Origin of the sequence: Mycobacterium sp., from assembly GCF_032159565.1 — a bacterium.
GTDB lineage: Bacteria > Actinomycetota > Actinomycetes > Mycobacteriales > Mycobacteriaceae > Mycobacterium.
In genome coordinates this window covers 45,091-62,634 of sequence record NZ_JAVHWR010000155.1, presented here as the reverse complement: position 1 = coordinate 62,634, position 17,544 = coordinate 45,091, and the positions used below count along the sequence as shown (strand labels likewise).

Annotated in this window: 21 protein-coding genes; 10 read left to right on the top strand and 11 right to left on the bottom strand. The window is 67.0% G+C overall.

The features are described 5' to 3' along the window. Nucleotides 1–1,010, top strand: a 1,010-nt coding sequence (locus QOC76_RS21275) for a hypothetical protein (RefSeq protein WP_526360074.1), incomplete at its 5' end; no start/stop codon positions are given. 53 nt (nucleotides 1,011–1,063) lie between these two features. Here the strand turns inward: QOC76_RS21275 and QOC76_RS21270 are convergent. From QOC76_RS21270 to QOC76_RS21260, 3 genes are all read right to left on the bottom strand, one after another. Beyond that, nucleotides 1,064–1,462: a transcriptional regulator gene (locus QOC76_RS21270; protein ID WP_526360072.1), complete on the bottom strand. Its 399-nt coding sequence runs from the start codon at nucleotides 1,460–1,462 to the stop codon at nucleotides 1,064–1,066. Nucleotides 1,463–1,904: 442 nt separating this feature from the next. Next, entirely contained in the window at nucleotides 1,905–2,438 is a 534-nt protein-coding gene (locus tag QOC76_RS21265; RefSeq protein ID WP_526360070.1) for a peptidase, read from the bottom strand. Between the two features lie 108 nt (nucleotides 2,439–2,546). Then, entirely contained in the window at nucleotides 2,547–2,825 is a 279-nt protein-coding gene (locus QOC76_RS21260) for a S26 family signal peptidase (RefSeq protein WP_526360088.1), read from the bottom strand. Between the two features lie 85 nt (nucleotides 2,826–2,910). On the opposite strand from QOC76_RS21260, the gene sodN reads away from it, so the two are divergent. From sodN to QOC76_RS21240, 4 genes are all read left to right on the top strand, one after another. Further along, nucleotides 2,911–3,333 carry a superoxide dismutase, Ni gene (gene sodN / locus QOC76_RS21255; RefSeq protein WP_526360068.1) on the top strand — a complete coding sequence of 141 codons (423 nt, stop codon included), beginning with the start codon at nucleotides 2,911–2,913 and terminating at the stop codon, nucleotides 3,331–3,333. Nucleotides 3,334–3,913: 580 nt separating this feature from the next. Continuing rightward, the gene (locus QOC76_RS21250) at nucleotides 3,914–4,258 is read left to right on the top strand and encodes a rhodanese-like domain-containing protein (RefSeq protein ID WP_526360066.1); all 345 of its coding nucleotides are present in this window, start codon (nucleotides 3,914–3,916) and stop codon (nucleotides 4,256–4,258) included. Between the two features lie 23 nt (nucleotides 4,259–4,281). Then, nucleotides 4,282–5,310, top strand: coding sequence for a DUF4328 domain-containing protein (locus QOC76_RS21245; protein ID WP_526360064.1), 1,029 nt, complete (start codon nucleotides 4,282–4,284; stop codon nucleotides 5,308–5,310). Between the two features lie 4 nt (nucleotides 5,311–5,314). Continuing rightward, nucleotides 5,315–6,151, top strand: coding sequence for a glycerophosphodiester phosphodiesterase (locus QOC76_RS21240; protein WP_526360062.1), 837 nt, complete (start codon nucleotides 5,315–5,317; stop codon nucleotides 6,149–6,151). On the opposite strand, the gene QOC76_RS21235 is transcribed toward QOC76_RS21240, so the two are convergent. From QOC76_RS21235 to QOC76_RS21225, 3 genes are read right to left on the bottom strand one after another with little or no spacing between them, the layout of a single operon-like run. Next, the gene (locus QOC76_RS21235) at nucleotides 6,148–7,335 is read right to left on the bottom strand and encodes an LCP family protein (protein ID WP_526360060.1); all 1,188 of its coding nucleotides are present in this window, start codon (nucleotides 7,333–7,335) and stop codon (nucleotides 6,148–6,150) included. The genes QOC76_RS21240 and QOC76_RS21235 overlap by 4 nt on opposite strands. Nucleotides 7,336–7,356: 21 nt before the next feature. Continuing rightward, nucleotides 7,357–8,121: a CPBP family intramembrane glutamic endopeptidase gene (locus QOC76_RS21230; RefSeq protein WP_526360058.1), complete on the bottom strand. Its 765-nt coding sequence runs from the start codon at nucleotides 8,119–8,121 to the stop codon at nucleotides 7,357–7,359. Between the two features lie 5 nt (nucleotides 8,122–8,126). Then, nucleotides 8,127–8,918, bottom strand: a complete 792-nt coding sequence (locus QOC76_RS21225; RefSeq protein WP_526360056.1) for a DUF2470 domain-containing protein — start codon at nucleotides 8,916–8,918, stop codon at nucleotides 8,127–8,129. A gap of 113 nt (nucleotides 8,919–9,031) precedes the next feature. Between QOC76_RS21225 and pheA the strand changes: the two genes are divergently transcribed. Next, nucleotides 9,032–9,958 (top strand): prephenate dehydratase, encoded by a 927-nt coding sequence (pheA, locus tag QOC76_RS21220; RefSeq protein WP_526360054.1) that lies wholly within the window; start codon nucleotides 9,032–9,034, stop codon nucleotides 9,956–9,958. Beyond that, entirely contained in the window at nucleotides 9,955–10,641 is a 687-nt protein-coding gene (locus QOC76_RS21215) for a histidine phosphatase family protein (RefSeq protein ID WP_526360052.1), read from the top strand. The genes pheA and QOC76_RS21215 overlap by 4 nt, the downstream gene beginning before the upstream one ends. Here the strand turns inward: QOC76_RS21215 and QOC76_RS21210 are convergent. From QOC76_RS21210 to QOC76_RS21200, 3 genes are read right to left on the bottom strand one after another with little or no spacing between them, the layout of a single operon-like run. Continuing rightward, nucleotides 10,596–10,805 (bottom strand): hypothetical protein, encoded by a 210-nt coding sequence (locus tag QOC76_RS21210; RefSeq protein WP_526360050.1) that lies wholly within the window; start codon nucleotides 10,803–10,805, stop codon nucleotides 10,596–10,598. The two genes, QOC76_RS21215 and QOC76_RS21210, sit on opposite strands and share 46 nt — an antisense overlap. Before the next feature lie 53 nt (nucleotides 10,806–10,858). Further along, entirely contained in the window at nucleotides 10,859–11,209 is a 351-nt protein-coding gene (locus QOC76_RS21205) for a metallopeptidase family protein (protein WP_526360048.1), read from the bottom strand. Nucleotides 11,210–11,213: 4 nt separating this feature from the next. Beyond that, entirely contained in the window at nucleotides 11,214–12,635 is a 1,422-nt protein-coding gene (locus tag QOC76_RS21200; RefSeq protein WP_526360086.1) for a septum formation family protein, read from the bottom strand. An 81-nt stretch (nucleotides 12,636–12,716) separates the two neighbouring features. Here QOC76_RS21200 and serS point away from each other — a divergent pair, with 81 nt between their 5' ends. Next, entirely contained in the window at nucleotides 12,717–13,976 is a 1,260-nt protein-coding gene (gene serS / locus QOC76_RS21195; RefSeq protein ID WP_526360046.1) for a serine--tRNA ligase, read from the top strand. Here the strand turns inward: serS and QOC76_RS21190 are convergent. Beyond that, a complete protein-coding gene (locus QOC76_RS21190; RefSeq protein WP_526360044.1) occupies nucleotides 13,973–14,311 on the bottom strand; it encodes a hypothetical protein in 339 nt (112 codons plus the stop codon). The two genes, serS and QOC76_RS21190, sit on opposite strands and share 4 nt — an antisense overlap. Next, complete coding sequence (locus QOC76_RS21185) at nucleotides 14,308–15,858, bottom strand: Rieske 2Fe-2S domain-containing protein (protein ID WP_526360042.1); 1,551 nt, start codon at nucleotides 15,856–15,858, stop codon at nucleotides 14,308–14,310. Before QOC76_RS21185 ends, QOC76_RS21190 begins: the two co-directional genes overlap by 4 nt. Nucleotides 15,859–16,003: 145 nt before the next feature. Between QOC76_RS21185 and QOC76_RS21180 the strand changes: the two genes are divergently transcribed. Further along, nucleotides 16,004–16,780 (top strand): lysophospholipid acyltransferase family protein, encoded by a 777-nt coding sequence (locus tag QOC76_RS21180; RefSeq protein ID WP_526360040.1) that lies wholly within the window; start codon nucleotides 16,004–16,006, stop codon nucleotides 16,778–16,780. Between the two features lie 5 nt (nucleotides 16,781–16,785). Further along, complete coding sequence (locus tag QOC76_RS21175; RefSeq protein WP_526360038.1) at nucleotides 16,786–17,526, top strand: lysophospholipid acyltransferase family protein; 741 nt, start codon at nucleotides 16,786–16,788, stop codon at nucleotides 17,524–17,526. Nucleotides 17,527–17,544: the final 18 nt, after the last annotated feature.

The following is a 17,544-nucleotide window of genomic DNA, read 5'->3' as shown; positions in this document are numbered from 1 at the left end:
ACACGCTGGTGCGCTGGCCGAACGTCTCGATGGGTCTGAGCCAGGTCGCTCTGGTCGCCTGCGCCGCGGGCAGTTGCGTGATGATCACGACGGTCTCGTCGCCACGTAAACCCGCCATCCTTCGGCGCATCGCGCTGTGGCAGTACGGTGTCGCCGTCGTCATCGCCATCGCCACCCTGGTGACGTTCTTCGTTGCGGGCCAGCAGTCGGAGATGTCGCCCGAGGAGTACCTGCTGCGCAACCTCGGTTCGGACGCCACGGCGTTGTCGTGGTCGTGGCTGCTGCCGCTGCTTTACGTGCTTCTGGCGCTGACGCTGGTGTCGTGGGCGGGTATGCGCCATTCGAATCGCACCCGCCGTGGCAGGGCGTTGTTCGTGTTCACTGTCGGCATCGTGCTCATCGTGCTCGCCAGCGCCTTCTTCTTCCTGCGGGCGGTGGGCACCACGCAGTTCGTCGGAGTCGGTGCGGCCGCAACGCTTTTGGGTTGCGCCATGCTGGTGGTGGCGGCCGGCTCGCTGCTTCCGAGCGTCGAGGACTGGTTCGGTGCGCGTCGCGAACTGCGGATCATCCAACCGATGCTCGACGAACTCGGCCGCCGACATCCCGACGTCGGAATCGGAGTACGGCCGCGTGGCCCGCTGGTTTTCCGGGTGGCCGAGCGGATGTCACTGATCTCCGACGCACTGTTCCTGGAAGCGACGACCGCGGACGCCGCGCTGCGTGATCGGGTTGAAGCCTCCTGCGGATCGTCCGATCGCGACCTGGAGCAGGAAATCGCCGAGATCGCCGACGCCGAGACGCCTGACGTCAAGCCTGAGGAACAGGCACATGCGATCGCGGAGTGGATTTACGCGGGCCGCGGCGAGACCGACGAGGACACCAAGCGAGCATGGTTCCCCGGTCTGGGTTGGCTGCGTCAGCCGAGGGCCTACTCGGACCGGGAGTGGATCCTCGCCATCGCGAAGCAATACCGCGAGCTGGACAGGGCGGGTGTCGCAGCCGCCTCCTGATGGAGGGTTTCGATGATTACTTCGCCGGAAGCCGTAATACGACTTACCGCGGGCTAATCGTCGAGGTGTTCCCTGCGACGCAACTCATCGACCTTCTGGACGATGTCCTGCTGTGCCTCTGCGGACAGGCCGACCGTCCTCGCCGCAATACGGCGCACGCCCTCGTCACGCATGTTGGCGAGCCACGTCAGTTCCTTGTCCAGCTTCTCGTAGTACTCGTCGTCGGTGAAGTAAGCCGGCTTGATACGGAAGAAGTTGGCAAGGGCCGCCATGGTCGCCGCCGAAGGGTTCGTACGGTTGCCTGAACGCAGCTGAGAAAGGTAAGGAGCCGACATGGTGATGCCCTCCGACTTGAGGGCGCCAATCACCTCCGCCGACGTATGCGGACCACGCCCGGGCGGGTAAACCGTGTCGAACAGGCGGTTTAGGCGGGCGGAGAACGTCTTGCTCATCGAATTGACCTCCACATGCTGACAAAGCGGACTGGCTAGGCGGCGTATTTGCTGATCATCGTAGCGAGAGTTGTGCCAACAACCAAGTGCAAACCGCGGAAAAGTTAACCCGGCTTTTTGTTCAAGGCGCTCGACATCCCGGCGAGCAGCGCGTTTAGACCATATCTCATCGATGTCTCATGATGTGGTCAGGCAAATTTTGACGGATACGTAGCAAGTGCTTAGCTCGCAGCCCCCCGACCATTGGCTATCTGCGCGTGATGGTGTCTACCGGCAACCGGTGCCGCCGCCCGTCCGGCGGATCCCGGCGTTTGCTGAATTTGCCCCTTCACGGATCCCCTCCCGACGAGGTACGGGTCGGCAACAGGTACCGGAATTGCCAGCCCGACGGGACGTCCGGTCTGACGACGGTTCCAGCGGTGACGTTCGCCGAGGCCTGCCTCTAGGCGGCAAGCAGCATGGCCAGGATCGCGGTGTCGGGATCGCTGATCGGATCGATGCCGACGCGGCTGACCATCGATGTGACCGTGCCGTCGGACTCCGCTTCCACCCATGCCGCCCGGTGCTCTAGACCCAGGTGGGGAAGGCCGGGCAGCAGCACGCAGCCCGATGCGGCACCGGAGCACTCCGGCAGCGACGGAGTGGTCTCCGACGGCGGATGGAGCATGAGAAGCGCCGGCGGCTGATGATCGGCGAAATAACCTGGCGCCACCGCATTCTCACCGACGACGGTGCCCTCGGCCACAACCAGGCCGACGGTACCGGGCTGCGGAGATTCCGGCAGCTCCTCGCGAGCGCCGAAAATTGTTGTGGTGGCGAGCAATCCGGGGAACGAGGCGACCCGGACGGCAACTCTCAATACCTGTGCCCACTCCTTGGTGGAATCCGGCCATCGGCCTGACACCACGAATCCCCGCAGAGCTCCCTGCGAATGGAAGGGGGCGATTTCGATCGCCCGGCCGGACCCCGTTTCCATCTCGCCTCCGCGACCCTGATATTCGGTGAACGGACATCGCCGACACTCCGCTGGGTCGATCCGCTCAGCATGAGTCAGCAACGCCTGGCGCGCAAGACGACACGGGCTCTAACGGCCGACTTTGGCCTTCGCCGTCAACACCACACGATACGAACCGGCCGCAGGCACCCAACCGAATTCGTGGGAGTCCGCCGCACCCGCGGCGCGTGGATTGTCCGATCGCGCTTCGAACAGCGCGCCGCCTCCGGTGCCGTACACGTCACCGACGCGCTTGACGAGCCAGCGGGTGGACATGCGCGGATCACGGAACACCCGCAACTGGCCGCACCGGGGACGCCCGCCGCGAGCGGTCAGTAAGCCGTCGCCGGGACCCAGCGCGGGCCGCATCGACTCGTCGACCACGCGAAACGTCCGCAGTGGCCAAAGCCGAAGTGCATGGTTGCGCCGCACCCTCGAAGGGTAGGTTAGGTCTATGCTGCATCGACTCTTCTCCAATGCCACTGAAGCCCATGCTCACTGCGACCTGTACTGCGGTGTCTACGATCCGGCTCAGGCCAAGATCGAGGCGTTGTCGTGCCTGAAGACGCTCAAGAAATTCCATGACTCCGACGACGACCACTTCAAGACCCGCGCCATCATCATCAAGGAGCAGCGGGCCGAGGAGGTCAAGCATCACTTGATGGTGCTGTGGGCCGACTTCTTCACCAAGGACCACTTCGAGCAGTTCCCCAACCTGCACCAGTTGTTCTGGGACGGCGTGCACGGCGCGGGCGACGTCAAGAAGTCGACTGACGTTGCCGTCGCCGAGAAGCTGCTTAAGACGATCGACGAGATCTCCGACATCTTCTGGCAGACCGAGAAGGCCAAGGACATGGGCGTCTACCCGCCCGCTTGAGGCAGACAAAGAAAACGGCCCTGGCTCTCCCGCTGCGGAGACCAGGGCCGTTTCTGTGTTTGGTGTCGAAACGGGTCAGAACAAAACAATGAGGGCGAGTACGCCCAGAAGAACGAGCGCAATCAAACCGGCGCGGACGCAGGCCATCAGTTGGCCTCGGGTGTACGAGTGGCTGGACGATTGCCACTCAGAAGACGCGGCGGACCCTTGTCCGAACGGATGCGACGTCGTCATCTAATGCCCCCTGACCTGCGCGTTCAATTACCCACCCCCGTGAGATCCCTCACAATTGTCGTTGTGACGCCGATCATAGCCCTTCGGCTGACGATGGAGAAATCAAGGCGCGTGCGCCCAAAGGTTAGGGCGGCAAGCCATTTCGCTCGGGGCCTTCCTGCCTGTTGATCACTGTTCGATAACGGCGCCAGGTTATCCCCAGGATCGCCAAGGAATCACACAGATTCAGAAGGTCAGAAGCGCCTTCCGCAGACGGCGGCCTGTGCATAAACCTGTGGAAACTGTGGATAGCCGCACATTGCTGCTTGACGTGTGTCGATAACCGGCCGCCTCGTAGCATGAGGGCATGGAGAGCCCAGCAGGTATCCGGCAAGCCGAGATCTCCGACGTTCCGACGACGTTCGACGAGTCGGTCGTCCTGCTCGACGTTCGTGAGGACGACGAGTGGCAACGCGGCCACGCCGCCGGGGCCCGGCACATTCCGATGGGCGAGGTGCCCGCGCGGATCGGCGAGATCGATCCCGGCGCGCAACTGTTCGTGGTGTGCCATCTCGGTGGCCGCTCTGCGCGAGTGGCCCAATACCTGGCTCAGAACGGGTACGCACCGACCAATGTCAGCGGCGGTATGCAGGCGTGGGCCGACGCCGGCCGGCCGATCGTCACCGATGGCGGCGACGCCGGCACCGTCTGAGCAACGCTCGCTAGGCTGGTCGGATGATCCAGGTGTGTTCCCGCTGCGGGACGCGGTGGAATGTGCGGGACCGACAGCGCGTCTGGTGCCCGCGGTGCAACGGCACTCTGCTGGCGCCGTCCGCGCAGCCGCCGTCGGAATGGAGCGCACGTCCGACCGCACCGGCGGTACGGCCGAACAGCCAGGGTGAACAGAGCGGCCCGCCACGGTTGCCGCAGGGCTACCGCTGGATAGCGGTCCGGCCCGGCGCTGCCCCGCCGAGCCGCAGGCGACCGCGACACCTGGGTCCGACGCCGCGCTATGCGGCGATTCCCCGCTGGGGGCTTGTCGAACACTTCGACACCGCACAAGTCGAGCGGCAGGCCGAACCCCGGCGCAGGGCCTCGGTCGGTGCGTTGCGCGCCACCCTGGTTACGACGATCGCGGTGCTCGGCCTCGCCGCTCTGGTGCACATCGTGCGATACGCGCTGCTGATCATCAACCGCGACGTGCTCTTGAATCCGGTGGTGGCGTGGTTGGCCAGCTGGCTCGGAGTCGTGGTCAGCGTGGCCGCTCTGTTCCTGTTGTTCGCCACCTTCGTGCTTCTGACGAACTGGTTGATCGCTCGACGGTCGGTGGCCTTCGAACATGTTGGGCGCGAGGAACATCGACCACTGTGGACGCTGCGCGCCGGATGCCTTGTGCCGTTCGTGAATCTGGCGTGGGCACCCGTCTTCGTCATCGAACTGGCCAGCGTCGAGGACGCGCTCGCCCGTCTTCGCCGACCGATCGCGGTGTGGTGGGCGGTGTGGGTGCTGTCCACCGCCGTGTCGGTGTTCGCGATAGCGACCAGCTTCACCGGCGATGCCCAGGGCATCGCCGACAACACTGTGACCACGATCGTCGCCTACCTCATCGCGATGGCGACGATGGTTCTGGTCGCCCGCGTGCTTCTCGGCTTCGAACGCAGACCGGTCGAGAAGCCGGCCACGCGTTGGGTGATCGTCGCCGACCAATCTGAGGCCCAATCCGGCGTTCCGGTTGAGTCCGAAGGCCAGAACCCGGCAGCATAGTTGTATGAACTCGGGCGACACCGGAGCCGGCCAAGGGTTCGACGGTCACCCCTTCGTGGTGGCACACCGGGGCGCGTCGGCGGCCCGCCCCGAGCACACCCGGGCCGCGTACGAGCTGGCCCTGCAGGAGGGTGCCGACGGCGTGGAGTGCGACGTCCGGCTGACCCGGGACGGGCATTTGGTATGCGTGCACGACCGCCGGGTGGACCGCACGTCGAACGGCACCGGCCTGGTCAGCGAAATGTCGCTGGCCGAATTGAAGGCCCTGGACTACGGCTCATGGCACGCCAGTTGGCGGGCCAACGGCACGCAGGGTGACACCGGTCTACTGACTCTCGACGACCTGGTGTCGATGGTGCTGGACTGGCATCGGCCGGTGAAGATCTTCATCGAGACCAAACATCCGGTGCGGTACGGCGCGTTGGTGGAAAGCAAGGTGCTGGCGCTGTTGCACCGGTACGGCATCGCATCGCCTGCGTCGGCGGACCTCTCCCGCGCGGTGGTGATGTCCTTCTCGGCCGCGGCGGTCTGGCGGATTCGGCGCGCGGCGCCGATGCTGCCCACCGTCCTGCTCGGCGAGACGTCGCGTTACCTCGGCGGCAGCGCGGCCACCACCGTCGGCGCCACCGCCGTCGGACCATCGATCGCGACGCTGCGCGAACACCCCGAGCTCGTCGACCGGGCGGCCGCCCAGGGCCGAGCGCTGTACTGCTGGACCGTCGACCACTACGAGGACGTCCGGTACTGCCGCGAGCTCGAGGTGGCCTGGGTGGCCACCAATCATCCTGGGCGGACCAAGGACTGGCTGCAGAACGGCCTGACGGGAGCGGGCCGCGACTAGTGGATCGCTCCCGCGTCGAGCACATCCTGCGGGACCGGCGTGTCCGACTTCAGCGCGGTGAACAACTGGTTGGCGACGTCCTCGTCCCACACGACGACCGAACCCGAGTCGCTGCCGGTGAATTCGCCGATCGGCACGGTGGTCGTGGTGAGGTCACCGCGCAGCGCCCACGCCAGCCGGGCGAGATCGGTGACGTGAACACCCGTGTCGACCGTCAGCGAGTCCGCCGCCGCGTGGGCCATCGGATACCAGCGCAGCGGATTGGCCACGACGGTCGGGCTGGCCGCGCGGTGCATCAGCGTCGACATGAACTGGCGCTGGTTCACCATCCGGTCGAGGTCTGCCCGCGGCGTTGCTCGGGTGCGCACGTAGCCCAGTGCGGTGCGGCCGTCCAGCTTCTGGCACCCCGCCGAAAGGTCGATGCCCGCGAGCGGGTCGGAGATGGCTTCCGGCGGGCACATCGTCACCCCGCCGATGGCATCGACAAGCCTTGCGAAACCGTCGAATTCGACTTCGGCGTAGTGGTCGAGTCGCAGACCCGTGGCCTGCTCGACGGTCTGGGCCAGTAGTGGCGCGCCGCCGACGGCGAACGCCGTATTGATTTTGTCGGTGCCATAGTCGGGGATCTCCACGTACGAGTCGCGGGGTATCGAAACCATCGTGGTGGGGCTGTCCGACCACAGCGCTGGGATGTGCACGAGCAGAATCGTGTCGGTGTGCCCGTTGCCGATGTCGCCGCCGGTGCCGAGTTCGGCCTGCTGTGCCGGGGTGAGCCCCTGCCTGCTGTCCGAGCCGACGAGCAGCCAGGTGGTGCCCTTGCCTTCGGCGGGCCGGTCCGGGTAGTCGGCCAGCGCCGGGATGCGATGCAACTTCGTGTCGATCCAGACCGCGGTGCCGACCAGTCCCACGACCGCCAGAACGATCACCGTGAACAGGGTGAGGACGACGCGACGGACAAGGCGCTTGCCTCTGACCGGCCGCTGAGCCGGCGGCGGTTGTTGGCGCACAACGGGATTCGGTCGTCTGTGCGGTGGCGGAGGCGGTGGCGGATGGGGCCGTCTCGGTGGCGCCTGCGGCGTCGGCGGGTCGGGCGGCCAGGCAGGTGGCGGCCGATTCGGGTCCCGCCTGATCACCTGCGACGGCTCACGCCGCCGAGGAGGCGGAGGCCGCCGATCGCCGGTCACAGGAAGAATGTACGCGGCCCGTCACTTCAGCCAGCCGAGATGGCCTGCCAGCAGGATGTATCCGACGAACGCAGCGGTGTCGATCAGGCCGTGCGCGATGATCAGCGGCCACAGTCGCCCGGTGCGCCGCCACGTGTAGCCGAACACCAGGCCCATCACCGCGTTGCCGAGCCCGGCGCCCCAGCCCTGATAGAGGTGATACGCGCCGCGCAGCATGCTGCTGGCCACCAGCGCGACGACGGGATTCACCCGCAGCTGCTGCAGCCGGGTGAGCAGGAACCCGACGACGACGACCTCCTCGGCCCAGCCGTTGGCGAAGGCCAGCAGGATCAGGACGGGGATGTGCCACCACGAATTGTCATGCGTCGACGGCACCACCGACACACTCATGCCCAAGGCGCGCGACGCGGCATAGAGCCCGAGGCCGGGCAGCCCGATCAGCGCGGCGAGGCCGACGCCGCCGAGCACGTCGGCGCGCCATCGGATGCGGCCAAGGCCGATCGCCGACAGCCCGATACCGCTGCGCCACAGCAGGTATGCGCCGAGCGCTCCCCATGAGACCAGCTGCGCGACCCGGGCCAGGTTCAGCCCGAGATTGATCAGGTCGAAGGGGGACAGCCGTGGGTTGAGCGCAACCGTCTGCTTGGACAGGTTGAGCAATATCGACTCGATCAGATCAAGGCTGGCGGTATAGGCGCTGAGGCCGAACGTGACGGCAAGGACGACGGCGATCTCGATACGCAGCGCGCGCCGGTCGGGTTCGGTCAACTCCTCGGGCGCGGTCACCGAAGCTACGGTAGCGGGCGCCTCGCCCGAAGCCCGTTGAGGAACGGGCAGCCCATCAGGATCCGAATCGCCTGGCTGAGCCCGGTGACGTCGTCGACGGGTCTGGCGAACGCCAACCGCACGTCGTGATCGCCCTCGTCGTTCTCGACCCGCAACCGCACGCCGTATCGGTCGAGGCCGAGCGGCCGGACGCGTCCGCGCCGCAAAGTCGTCGGCAACCGGTCCGCCAGCCGGTCGATCACGTCGCGATGGGCGGCCTCGAGATGCTGCAGCCAGCAGGATTCCATCCCGCAGAACGGGTCGGGCCGCGCCTGAAGCAGTGCGCTGACACCGACCGCCTCCGCTCCGGTGGAGTCGGCGACGACGACCGACTCGACCTCGAGCCGGACCAGGGTGAGCCGGGTGTCGCCGCCGGCGGTGTCGGTTGTGTTCACCTGCAGCAGTGCGGGATTGGGATCCGCAGCGGCGACCAGGCCGAGTAGCCCGGTGATTTCCGTATCGGGCACGGCCTGCACCCGGCCCCGGATCCACACCAGCGATCGCACGGGCTCCCTCAGCGGAAGAGGAGCGTAGTCGGTCATCTCCAGCACGGCAGGTACGCCGGCTGCGCTCGCGGGGGACAGGCCGCCCTCGACGGGGACGGTGATGGCGAACGAGCCCTCGTCGAGAAGGTGGTGCACCGCACTGGCGGTGGGTTCGACACCCTCGATCGCGAGCATCGCTGCCCCTGCGCTCGCGCAGGTGCTGCGGATCCGCTCGGCCGTCGTCGGTGTCGTCGTCACTGCTGGTGCCGCCATCGCATCGCCTTCCTAAATAAGGTGACCCTAACTTAGCGAAGCCTTACTCGGTCTGCAATATGCACGCGACGACGTCGGCGGGGCAGCAGCGGCCGAACCGATAGGGTTGATTCGTGCCGCGCATCGCCTACCTCGGACCGGAGGGAACCTTCACCGAGGCGGCGCTGATCCGCATGACGGACGGCGGATTGATACCTGGTGGCGGCCCGTCGGACGGCTTCACGCCGCTACCCGCCGACAGCACCACGGCTGCGCTGGCCGCAGTGCGGTCCGGCGATGCCGACCATGCGTGCGTGCCGATCGAGAACTCCATCGAGGGGTCGGTGCTGCCGACGCTGGACGCGCTCGCGTCCGGGGCGGAGCTTCAGATCTTCGCGGAGCTCACCCTCGACGTGGCTTTCACCATCGTGGTGCGCTCCGGCGCCACCGCGGCGGACGTGGAAACCGTCGCCGCGTTCCCGGTCGCCGGCGCGCAGGTGCGCAACTGGCTGGCCGCCAATCTCCCCGATGCGCGGCTGGTACCGGCCAACTCGAACGCCGCGGCGGCCAACGACGTCGCCGAAGGTCGCGCCGACGCCGGTGTGAGCACCGCACTTGCGGCGCAGCGGTACGGGCTGGCCGCACTGGCGTCCGATGTCGTCGACGAGCCGAACGCCAGGACCCGTTTCGTGCTGGCGGGCCCGCCGGGCCCACCACCGCCGAGCACCGGTTCGGACCGCACGTCGGTGGTGCTGAAGCTCGACAATGTGCCGGGTGCGCTGGTGTCGGCGATGACCGAGTTCGCCATCCGCGACATCGACTTGATCCGCATCGAATCCCGGCCGACTCGAAAAGAGTTGGGCACCTACATCTTCTTCCTCGACTGCGTCGGTCACATCGAGGATGACGCCGTCGCGGAGGCACTCAAGGCGCTTCACCGTCGTTGTGCTGGTGTGCGATATCTGGGGTCATGGCCGACGGGATCGGCCGCGGGCGCGCTGCCGCCGCAGTTGAACGATGCGACCAGCTGGTTGAGCCGACTTCGGGACGGGAAGCGATGAGCGGCAGGCTGGTGCTCGTCCGTCACGGCCAGTCGCACAGCAACATCGAGCGACGGCTGGACACCCGCCCGCCGGGTAGGGAGCTCACCGACCTCGGGCGCGAACAGGCGCGCACCTTCGCCCGCGATTGGCCGCACGAGGTCGGGATGGTTGCGCACAGCGTCGCGGTGCGCGCCTCGCAGACGGCGGCCGAGATCGGCGGCGAGCTGAAGCTCGATCCGCACGAGCTCGAAGGCATTCACGAGGTGCAGGTCGGCGCGCTGGAGGACCGCAACGACGATTCGGCCATCGAGGAGTTCAATGCGATCTATCAGCGGTGGCACGAGGGCGAGCCGGACCTGCGGCTGCCCGACGGCGAATCGGCAACGCAGGTGCTCGACCGCTACGTCCCGGTGATCACGCAACTGCGGATGCGCTATCTCGACGACGACGCGTGGGATGGGGACATCATCGTCGTCAGCCACGGCGCGGCGATCCGGCTGGTTGCCGCCACGTTGGCGGGAGTCGACGGCAGCTTCGTCCTCGACCATCATCTGGCCAACGCGGAGTCGGTGGTGCTGGCGCCGATCACGGACGGCCGGTGGAGCTGTCTGCACTGGGGCCCCAACAGCCCGCCGTTCTATCCGGAGCCCCACGTTCACCCGGTGGAGGACGCCCTGTCGTCGGCTGATCCGATGGGCTGAGCGCAGCCGCAGCTGATCGCCTCGCAGTCGATGACGAAGGTGTGCACGACTTCGGGCGTCACGCAGTCGTCCTCGGTGCACTCCGACCGGGCCAGCGCGTGATGGATGACGGTGCCGTGGCAGTGGTCGAGACTGTCTCGACACCCGCGACAGTCGCTGTCCATGGCCCGTTCATAGCACCACCGGCGGGTAATCCGCGGTTGCCGCGCTGATGGCTTCAGGCCCAACCGAGTTCGTGCAAGCGCTCGTCGTCGATGCCGAAGTGGTGGGCGATCTCGTGAATGACCGTGATGGCCACCTCATCGACGACCTCGTCCTCGGTGCCGCAGATGTCCAGCAGGGCTTCGCGATAGATCGTGATCGTGTCGGGCAGCGACCCCGCATACCAGGAGTCGCGTTCGGTCAGCGCTATGCCGTGATACAGGCCCAGCAGATCTGGTTCTTCGGGGTCGCGGTCCTCGACCAGTACGACGACGTTGTCGATCGCCGCGGCCAGGTCGGGCGGGATCAGATCGAGCGCGTCAGACACCAGCGCCTCAAACCGTTGCGGGCTCATCCGCACGGCCACCGGACTACGCCCCAGGCGGTGGCGGTATCACGGGTTCGGCAGGGGCCGGCCCAGGGGCGGGCCCAGGCGCGGCCGGCGCGGCAGGCGGGGCGGCCGGATCCACTGGGGCGGGAACGCCTGCGGGCGGCGGTGCGGCTGCGTCACCGGGCGGCGGCGCGTCACCGGGCGGCGGCCCGTTCAGGGACGTGTTGCCGTCGGGGCCGGGCGCCGGGGCAGCAGGCGTCGACGGCGACTGGGTCGCCGTGTTCTGGGACGGCTGCTGGCCGTGCTGGGTCTGTTGCGTCGACTGACTCGACTGACTCGAGTCGCTCTGGTCGTAGGAGCCGCTGCTCTGGCCGGCCGACGAGGACGTGTCGGGCATCGGGATGGGCGGGAAGTTCAGCCGCTCCTCGGGGATGTCCGGCGGCGGAATGGGAGGCTGGCCGTTGATCTGCAGCGGGCCCCTGGCGCTGTTGAGCAGCGTGGACCAGCCGCCGTTGCCGAGCGTGGCGCCGATGCTGCACGACACCTGGTGGCTGCCCGCCGACCAGCTGGGCAGCGAAAGGGTGCTGTAGATCAGCGTGAGTGTGGTGCTGCGCAACTGGAGGGGCGCCAGATAGGCATCGGTCATCCGGGTGCAGGCGTCCTTGATGAACGCATCCTGGTCGGGCTCGGGTGGCAGCCCGGCCGGGAACTTCTCGGCGACGTTGACGGCGCCGGTCACCTCCATGGCATGCGGGCCTGCGCAGTCCACCGGGATGTCGGTCGGCTGGTTGGTGGATGGGTCGATGCCCAGGCACGTTCCCGCGGGCCAGACCTTGGACTGGTCCACCTCGGCGATCTTGCCCTGAAACGCGAGCTGAGAGTTGTTGGCGCCGGGCAGTTGCAGGCCGCACAGCATGCGCCGCTCGCCGGACTGCCGCCACGCCTTGTCGCCCGACCACATCATGCTCACGGTGAAGCGGCTGTTCGGGTCGAATCGCTCGCCAAGATAGCGGCGCACCGCCACCTGGCACTGCTCCTGGCTGATCTGCTGGATGCGCGACGGTGACGGCGGCTCGGCGTCGGGACCGTACTCGCTGCCAGGGAAGGTCTGCATGTCGACCGACTCCGCGACCTCGAACCGGTGCTCGCCCTTGCAGTCGACGACCTGGGCGCCATCCGGGTTGCGTTCTGGCCAGTTCAGGCAGTCACCGCTCTTGGCCTTGCTGAACGTCTCCGCCCCGCGCAGGCCCAGCGTTATCGCGCCGGGGGTACTGGGGCCCTCGCCGCGCGGCAGCGCGGTGAGCACGCCGGCGATCAGGAGTCCGCCGAGAGCGGTCAGCAGCAGTGCGCGCCGGGTGGATGTGGCGTGCAAACTGCGCCACCACGTCACCTTGCGGGTGGGGTGTTCTGCCTCGTCGGCGGTCGTTTCGACCCGCTCGGGTGCATCCAACATCTGCTCTATTGTGACAGGCGCGTCGGGGGCTGTGACAAGTGAGGCAGATGTAACGTTATGAGGTTGTGCCCCCGACGGTAGGGTTGCGCCGTGATCGACCTCAGGTTCCTGCGCGAAAACCCGGATGCGGTGCGGGCGTCACAGCGCGCCCGCGGTGAGGATCCCGGTCTCGTCGACGTCCTGCTGGAGGCCGATGCGGCCCGTCGTGCCGCCGTGTCGGCGGCCGACAACCTGCGCGCCGAACAAAAAGCCGCGAGCAAAAAGGTCGGTGCGGCGTCCAAGGAGGAGCGTCCTGCGCTGCTGCAGGAGGCCAAGGCGCTCGCGGACAAGGTGAAGGCGGCCGAGTCCGCGCAGGCGGATGCGGACAGGGCGTTCACCGCCGCGCATATGGCGATATCCAACGTCGTCATGGACGGCGTCCCCTCCGGCGGCGAAGACGACTTCGTGGTTCTCGATACCGTCGGCGAACCTCCGGCCATCGCCGATCCGAAAGACCATGTGGCCCTTGGTGAATCGCTCGGGCTGTTCGACCTGGAACGGGGCGCGAAGGTTTCCGGCGCACGGTTCTACTTCCTCACCGGCTACGGCGCGCTGCTGCAACTCGGCCTGATGCAGCTCGCGGTCCGGCTCGCTACGGACAACGGCTTCACGCTCGTCATCCCGCCGGTTCTGGTTCGGCCCGAGATCATGGAGGGCACCGGGTTCCTCGGCGCGCACAGTGAAGAGGTGTACCGGCTCGAGGCCGACGACCTCTACCTCGTCGGCACGTCGGAGGTGCCGCTGGCCGGCTACCACTCCGACGAGATCCTCGATCTGTCCGCAGGCCCGCTCCGCTACGCGGGCTGGTCGTCGTGCTTCAGGCGCGAGGCGGGCAGCCACGGCAAGGACACCCGCGGAATCATTCGCGTGCACCAGTTCGACAAGGTCGAGGGCTTCGTCTACTGCAAGCCGGAAGAGGCGGAGGCCGAACACGAGCGCCTGCTCGGCTGGGAGCGTCAGATGCTGGCCAACATCGAGGTGCCCTACCGCGTCATCGACATCGCCGCAGGGGATCTGGGTGCATCCGCGGTGCGCAAGTACGACTGCGAGGCCTGGATACCGACGCAGCAGACATACCGGGAGCTGACCTCGACGTCGAACTGCTCGACCTTCCAGGCCCGTCGTCTGGCGATCCGCTACCGCGACGAGAACGGTAAGCCGCAGGCAGCGGCCACCCTCAACGGGACGTTGGCCACCACTCGCTGGTTGGTGGCGATCCTGGAGAACCACCAGCAGCCCGACGGCAGCGTGCGGGTGCCCGCGGCACTGGTGCCCTACGTCGGAACCGAGGTGCTGGAGCCCGGAACTTAGTTTCCGAGCAGCTCGTCGAGCTTGGCGAGGAACTCCTTGGGCCGCTGGGGCGTGAACGCGGGTGCGGGCCGCGCACCTTTCACATCGAGCGTCACCAGCGTCGACTTGATCGGCCGCCACATGTCGAGCGGCAGCCAGCGGCGCGGATCCCAGCTTCCCCAGATGCGGAACCGCTCGGTGAACACACCGAGGGGCTCGGCCTTGTACCCGCGGATGGCCCGCAGCGGAATGATCTTCGACGTGCCCGACGGGAAGTGGTACCGCCGAATCGTGAGCGCTTCCTTGTCGAGCTGGATCTGCCCGTCGTCGTAGTACTGCTGAGGTGCGGCGCTCATATCCGCGCGCACCGCAATTCGTGGCCCTTGGACGTCAGGCATCGGCCGGTGTCCAGATTCCATTGCCAACCGTGCAGGTTGCAGGTCAGTGTCGAGCCCTCGACAATGCCGAACTTCGACAGGTCGGCCTTCAGGTGCGGGCAGCGGCGCTGCATTTGGTAGCCGTCCATGTCGATCGAGGCGGAGTCGTCGTGCGCTTCGGCGAACCAGCCGTCGGCATACGCGATGCGTTCATCGGTCAGGCATTTGAAGAACGTGTAGAGATACTCGTTGTAGCCACCGACTCGCCAGGCGGCGAATCGGGTGGACAGGAAGATCGTGTTGACCCAGTCCGGCTCCTCGTCACGCAGCACCGTCCGCACGAGTTCCGGTGCGATGGCGAACCCGTAACGGAACTTCTCGTCCGGAATGGGCTCGCGCACAGCACGCTTCGGGAAGTCAAGCACTACCGTCTCGGCACCCAGGCGCAATTCGACGGGATAGCCGATGCCGTCGCAGATCTGGTCGCTCTGGCTCATGATGGGCTCGAATCGCGCGCGCAGAGGCTCCAGCAGCGACTCGCCTTCTGCGGGCGCCCAGCGGGCCTTCTCGGCCGCGAGCACCGGCGCCATCCGATCGGCGTACTCGGCGATGTAGCCGGCCTTGCCGGTGGTGAAGATCGCCTCCAGCTCGTCATCGGGCACCGGATGTGTCACCGAATTCAACTGTGCGCCGGTGAAATCGGCCGTCGATCCGGGGATCAGCAGCAGACCGCCGTGGTGGCCGTGGGTGCGCATCTGGTCGAGGAACACCATCTGGTCGGGGAAGATGTTGGCCGGGTCGCCGTGGTCGTCGTTGAGGTCGCGCAGTTCCGGATCGAGGAAGCACGGCGGACCGGCGGACGGGACCACCCAGGTGGCGCCGACCTGACTGATGTACTGACGACAACGGTCCATCTGACGCTGCCGCTTCTGGGTGCCGAACGCCTCCTTGGCCCGCCCGGGCATGTCGTAGACCATCGGGTACCAGATCGCGCCCGAGTACTGCAGCATGTGCACGTCGACCTGACCGAAGTCCGCGTGCACCACGTCGAGATCGACCGGCCTGGCGTCATTCATGTTGAATGCCACCGTTTCTCCGTCGTCGACCACCAGACCGGAGTCACCGATGGGGCCGTCCGCGGGAGCGCGCAACGCGATGATCATCACATCGAGGTCGCCCTTCGGCCCACTGACGGTGTGCTTGACGGAGTCGGTCGTCTCGAAGAAGCGATGGAAGCCCAGCTTCTCCAGCTCGCGCTGCAGATCGGGCACCGGATAGTCGGGCAGCAGCACGACCGCGTCCTTGTTGACGTGCGCACGCAGGTGGTCGGGATCGAAGTGATCCCTGTGCAGGTGCGAGACATAGAGATAGTCACAGTCGCCGAGCGCGTCCCAGTCCAACGCGCTGTTGTCGGGGAACGGGAACCATGAACCGAAGTAGGCCGGGTTCACCCAGGGGTCGCACAGGATGCTCCCGGCCTGCGTGTCGATCCGGAAACCGGCGTGCCCGACGCTCGTGACCTGCACCAATGCCCTTTCGCTGGGGAAATGTCCGTCCGGCCGATTCTAATGCGACGAGACGTCGCCGGCGTTCCCCCGCCGGCGGTGGTGTTCGACCCGGCCGGCGACGACCGGGTTCGCGGGGCGCAGACACGCGACTAGGCTGCCTGATGTGGAACCGGTATACGGGACTGTGATCCAACTCGCCCGCCTGATCTGGAAGGCGCAGGGGCTGAAGTTCACTGTCACCGGCGTGGAGAACCTGCCGGTCACCGGCGGTGCCGTGGTCGCGATCAACCACACCGGCTACTTCGACTTCACCTTCGCCGGGCTGCCCGCATACCGGCAGAAGCGCGGCCGCAAGGTGCGGTTCATGGCCAAGAGAGAAGTCTTCGACCACAAGATCACCGGGCCGATCATGCGTAGCCTGCGCCACATCGAGGTGGACCGCACCAGCGGCGGGGAGTCCTTCGCGCAGGCCTGCCAGAAACTCAAGGAAGGCGAACTGGTCGGCGTCTACCCCGAAGCCACCATCAGCCGCAGCTTCGAGATCAAGGAGTGCAAGTCGGGCGCGGCGCGGATGGCCATCGCCTGCGATGTGCCGATCGTGCCCCACATCGTCTGGGGTGCGCAGCGAGTGTGGACGAAGGGGCATCCGAAGAACATGTGGCGGCCCAAGGTGCCGATCACCGTGGCCGTCGGCGAACCCATCATGCCGACCCTGCCCGCGACCGAGCTGACCGCGCTGCTGCACTCGCGGATGCAGCATCTGCTGGAGAAGGTCCAGGACGAGTACGGCCCGCATCCGCCGGGCGAATACTGGGTGCCGCACCGGCTCGGCGGCGGGGCGCCATCGCTGGCCGAGGCGAATCTGATGGACGCCGACGAAGCCGCCGAGAAGGCCGCCCGGCGTGCGCAGCGGGGTGACCCGGCAGGAGCGTCGGGCTAGAGACGATGGAACCGGTTTTCCGCACGCTGGAGCTAACCTGCTCGGCAGGCGTCGCCGTATCGGGCACCCGCATCACCTACCGGGGCCTGGAGAACATCCCTGCACGCGGAGGTGCGGTGATCGCGGTCAACCACACCAGCTACCTGGACTGGATGCCTGCCGCCCTGGCCGCCTACAAACGGCACCGCCGGTTGCGCTTCATGATCAAGCAGGAGATGACGGAGGTGAAGGTCGTCAACTTCCTGATCCGGCACACCGGCACGATCCCGGTCGACCGCAGAGCGGGCGCAGGCGCGTACGAGGTGGCGGTGCAACGGCTGCGCGCGGGCGAACTCGTCGCCGTGTACCCGGAGGCCACCATCAGCCGCAGCTTCGAGCTCAAGGAGTTCAAGACAGGCGCCGCCCGGATGGCGATAGACGCACAGGTGCCGATCATTCCGCTGATTGTCTGGGGTGCGCATCGCCGGTGGACCAAGGACCATCCGCGCAAGCTCAGGCGCGCGAAGATCCCGGTGACCGTCATGGCCGGGGCGCCGGTGCAGCCTGCGGACACCGTCGAGCTGACCGACGCCGCGATGCGGGAGGCGATGACCACGGCGTTGCATCAGGTTCAGGAGTCCTACGAACATCCGGCGGGCGCGTACTGGGTGCCCCGGCGGATGGGTGGCTCGGCTCCGACGCCCGAGGAGGCCAAGGTGCTCGACGAGATCGAGCTGGCCGAGCGCGCCCGCAAGTCGCCGCGATGACCGAGGCGAGAAACGAAG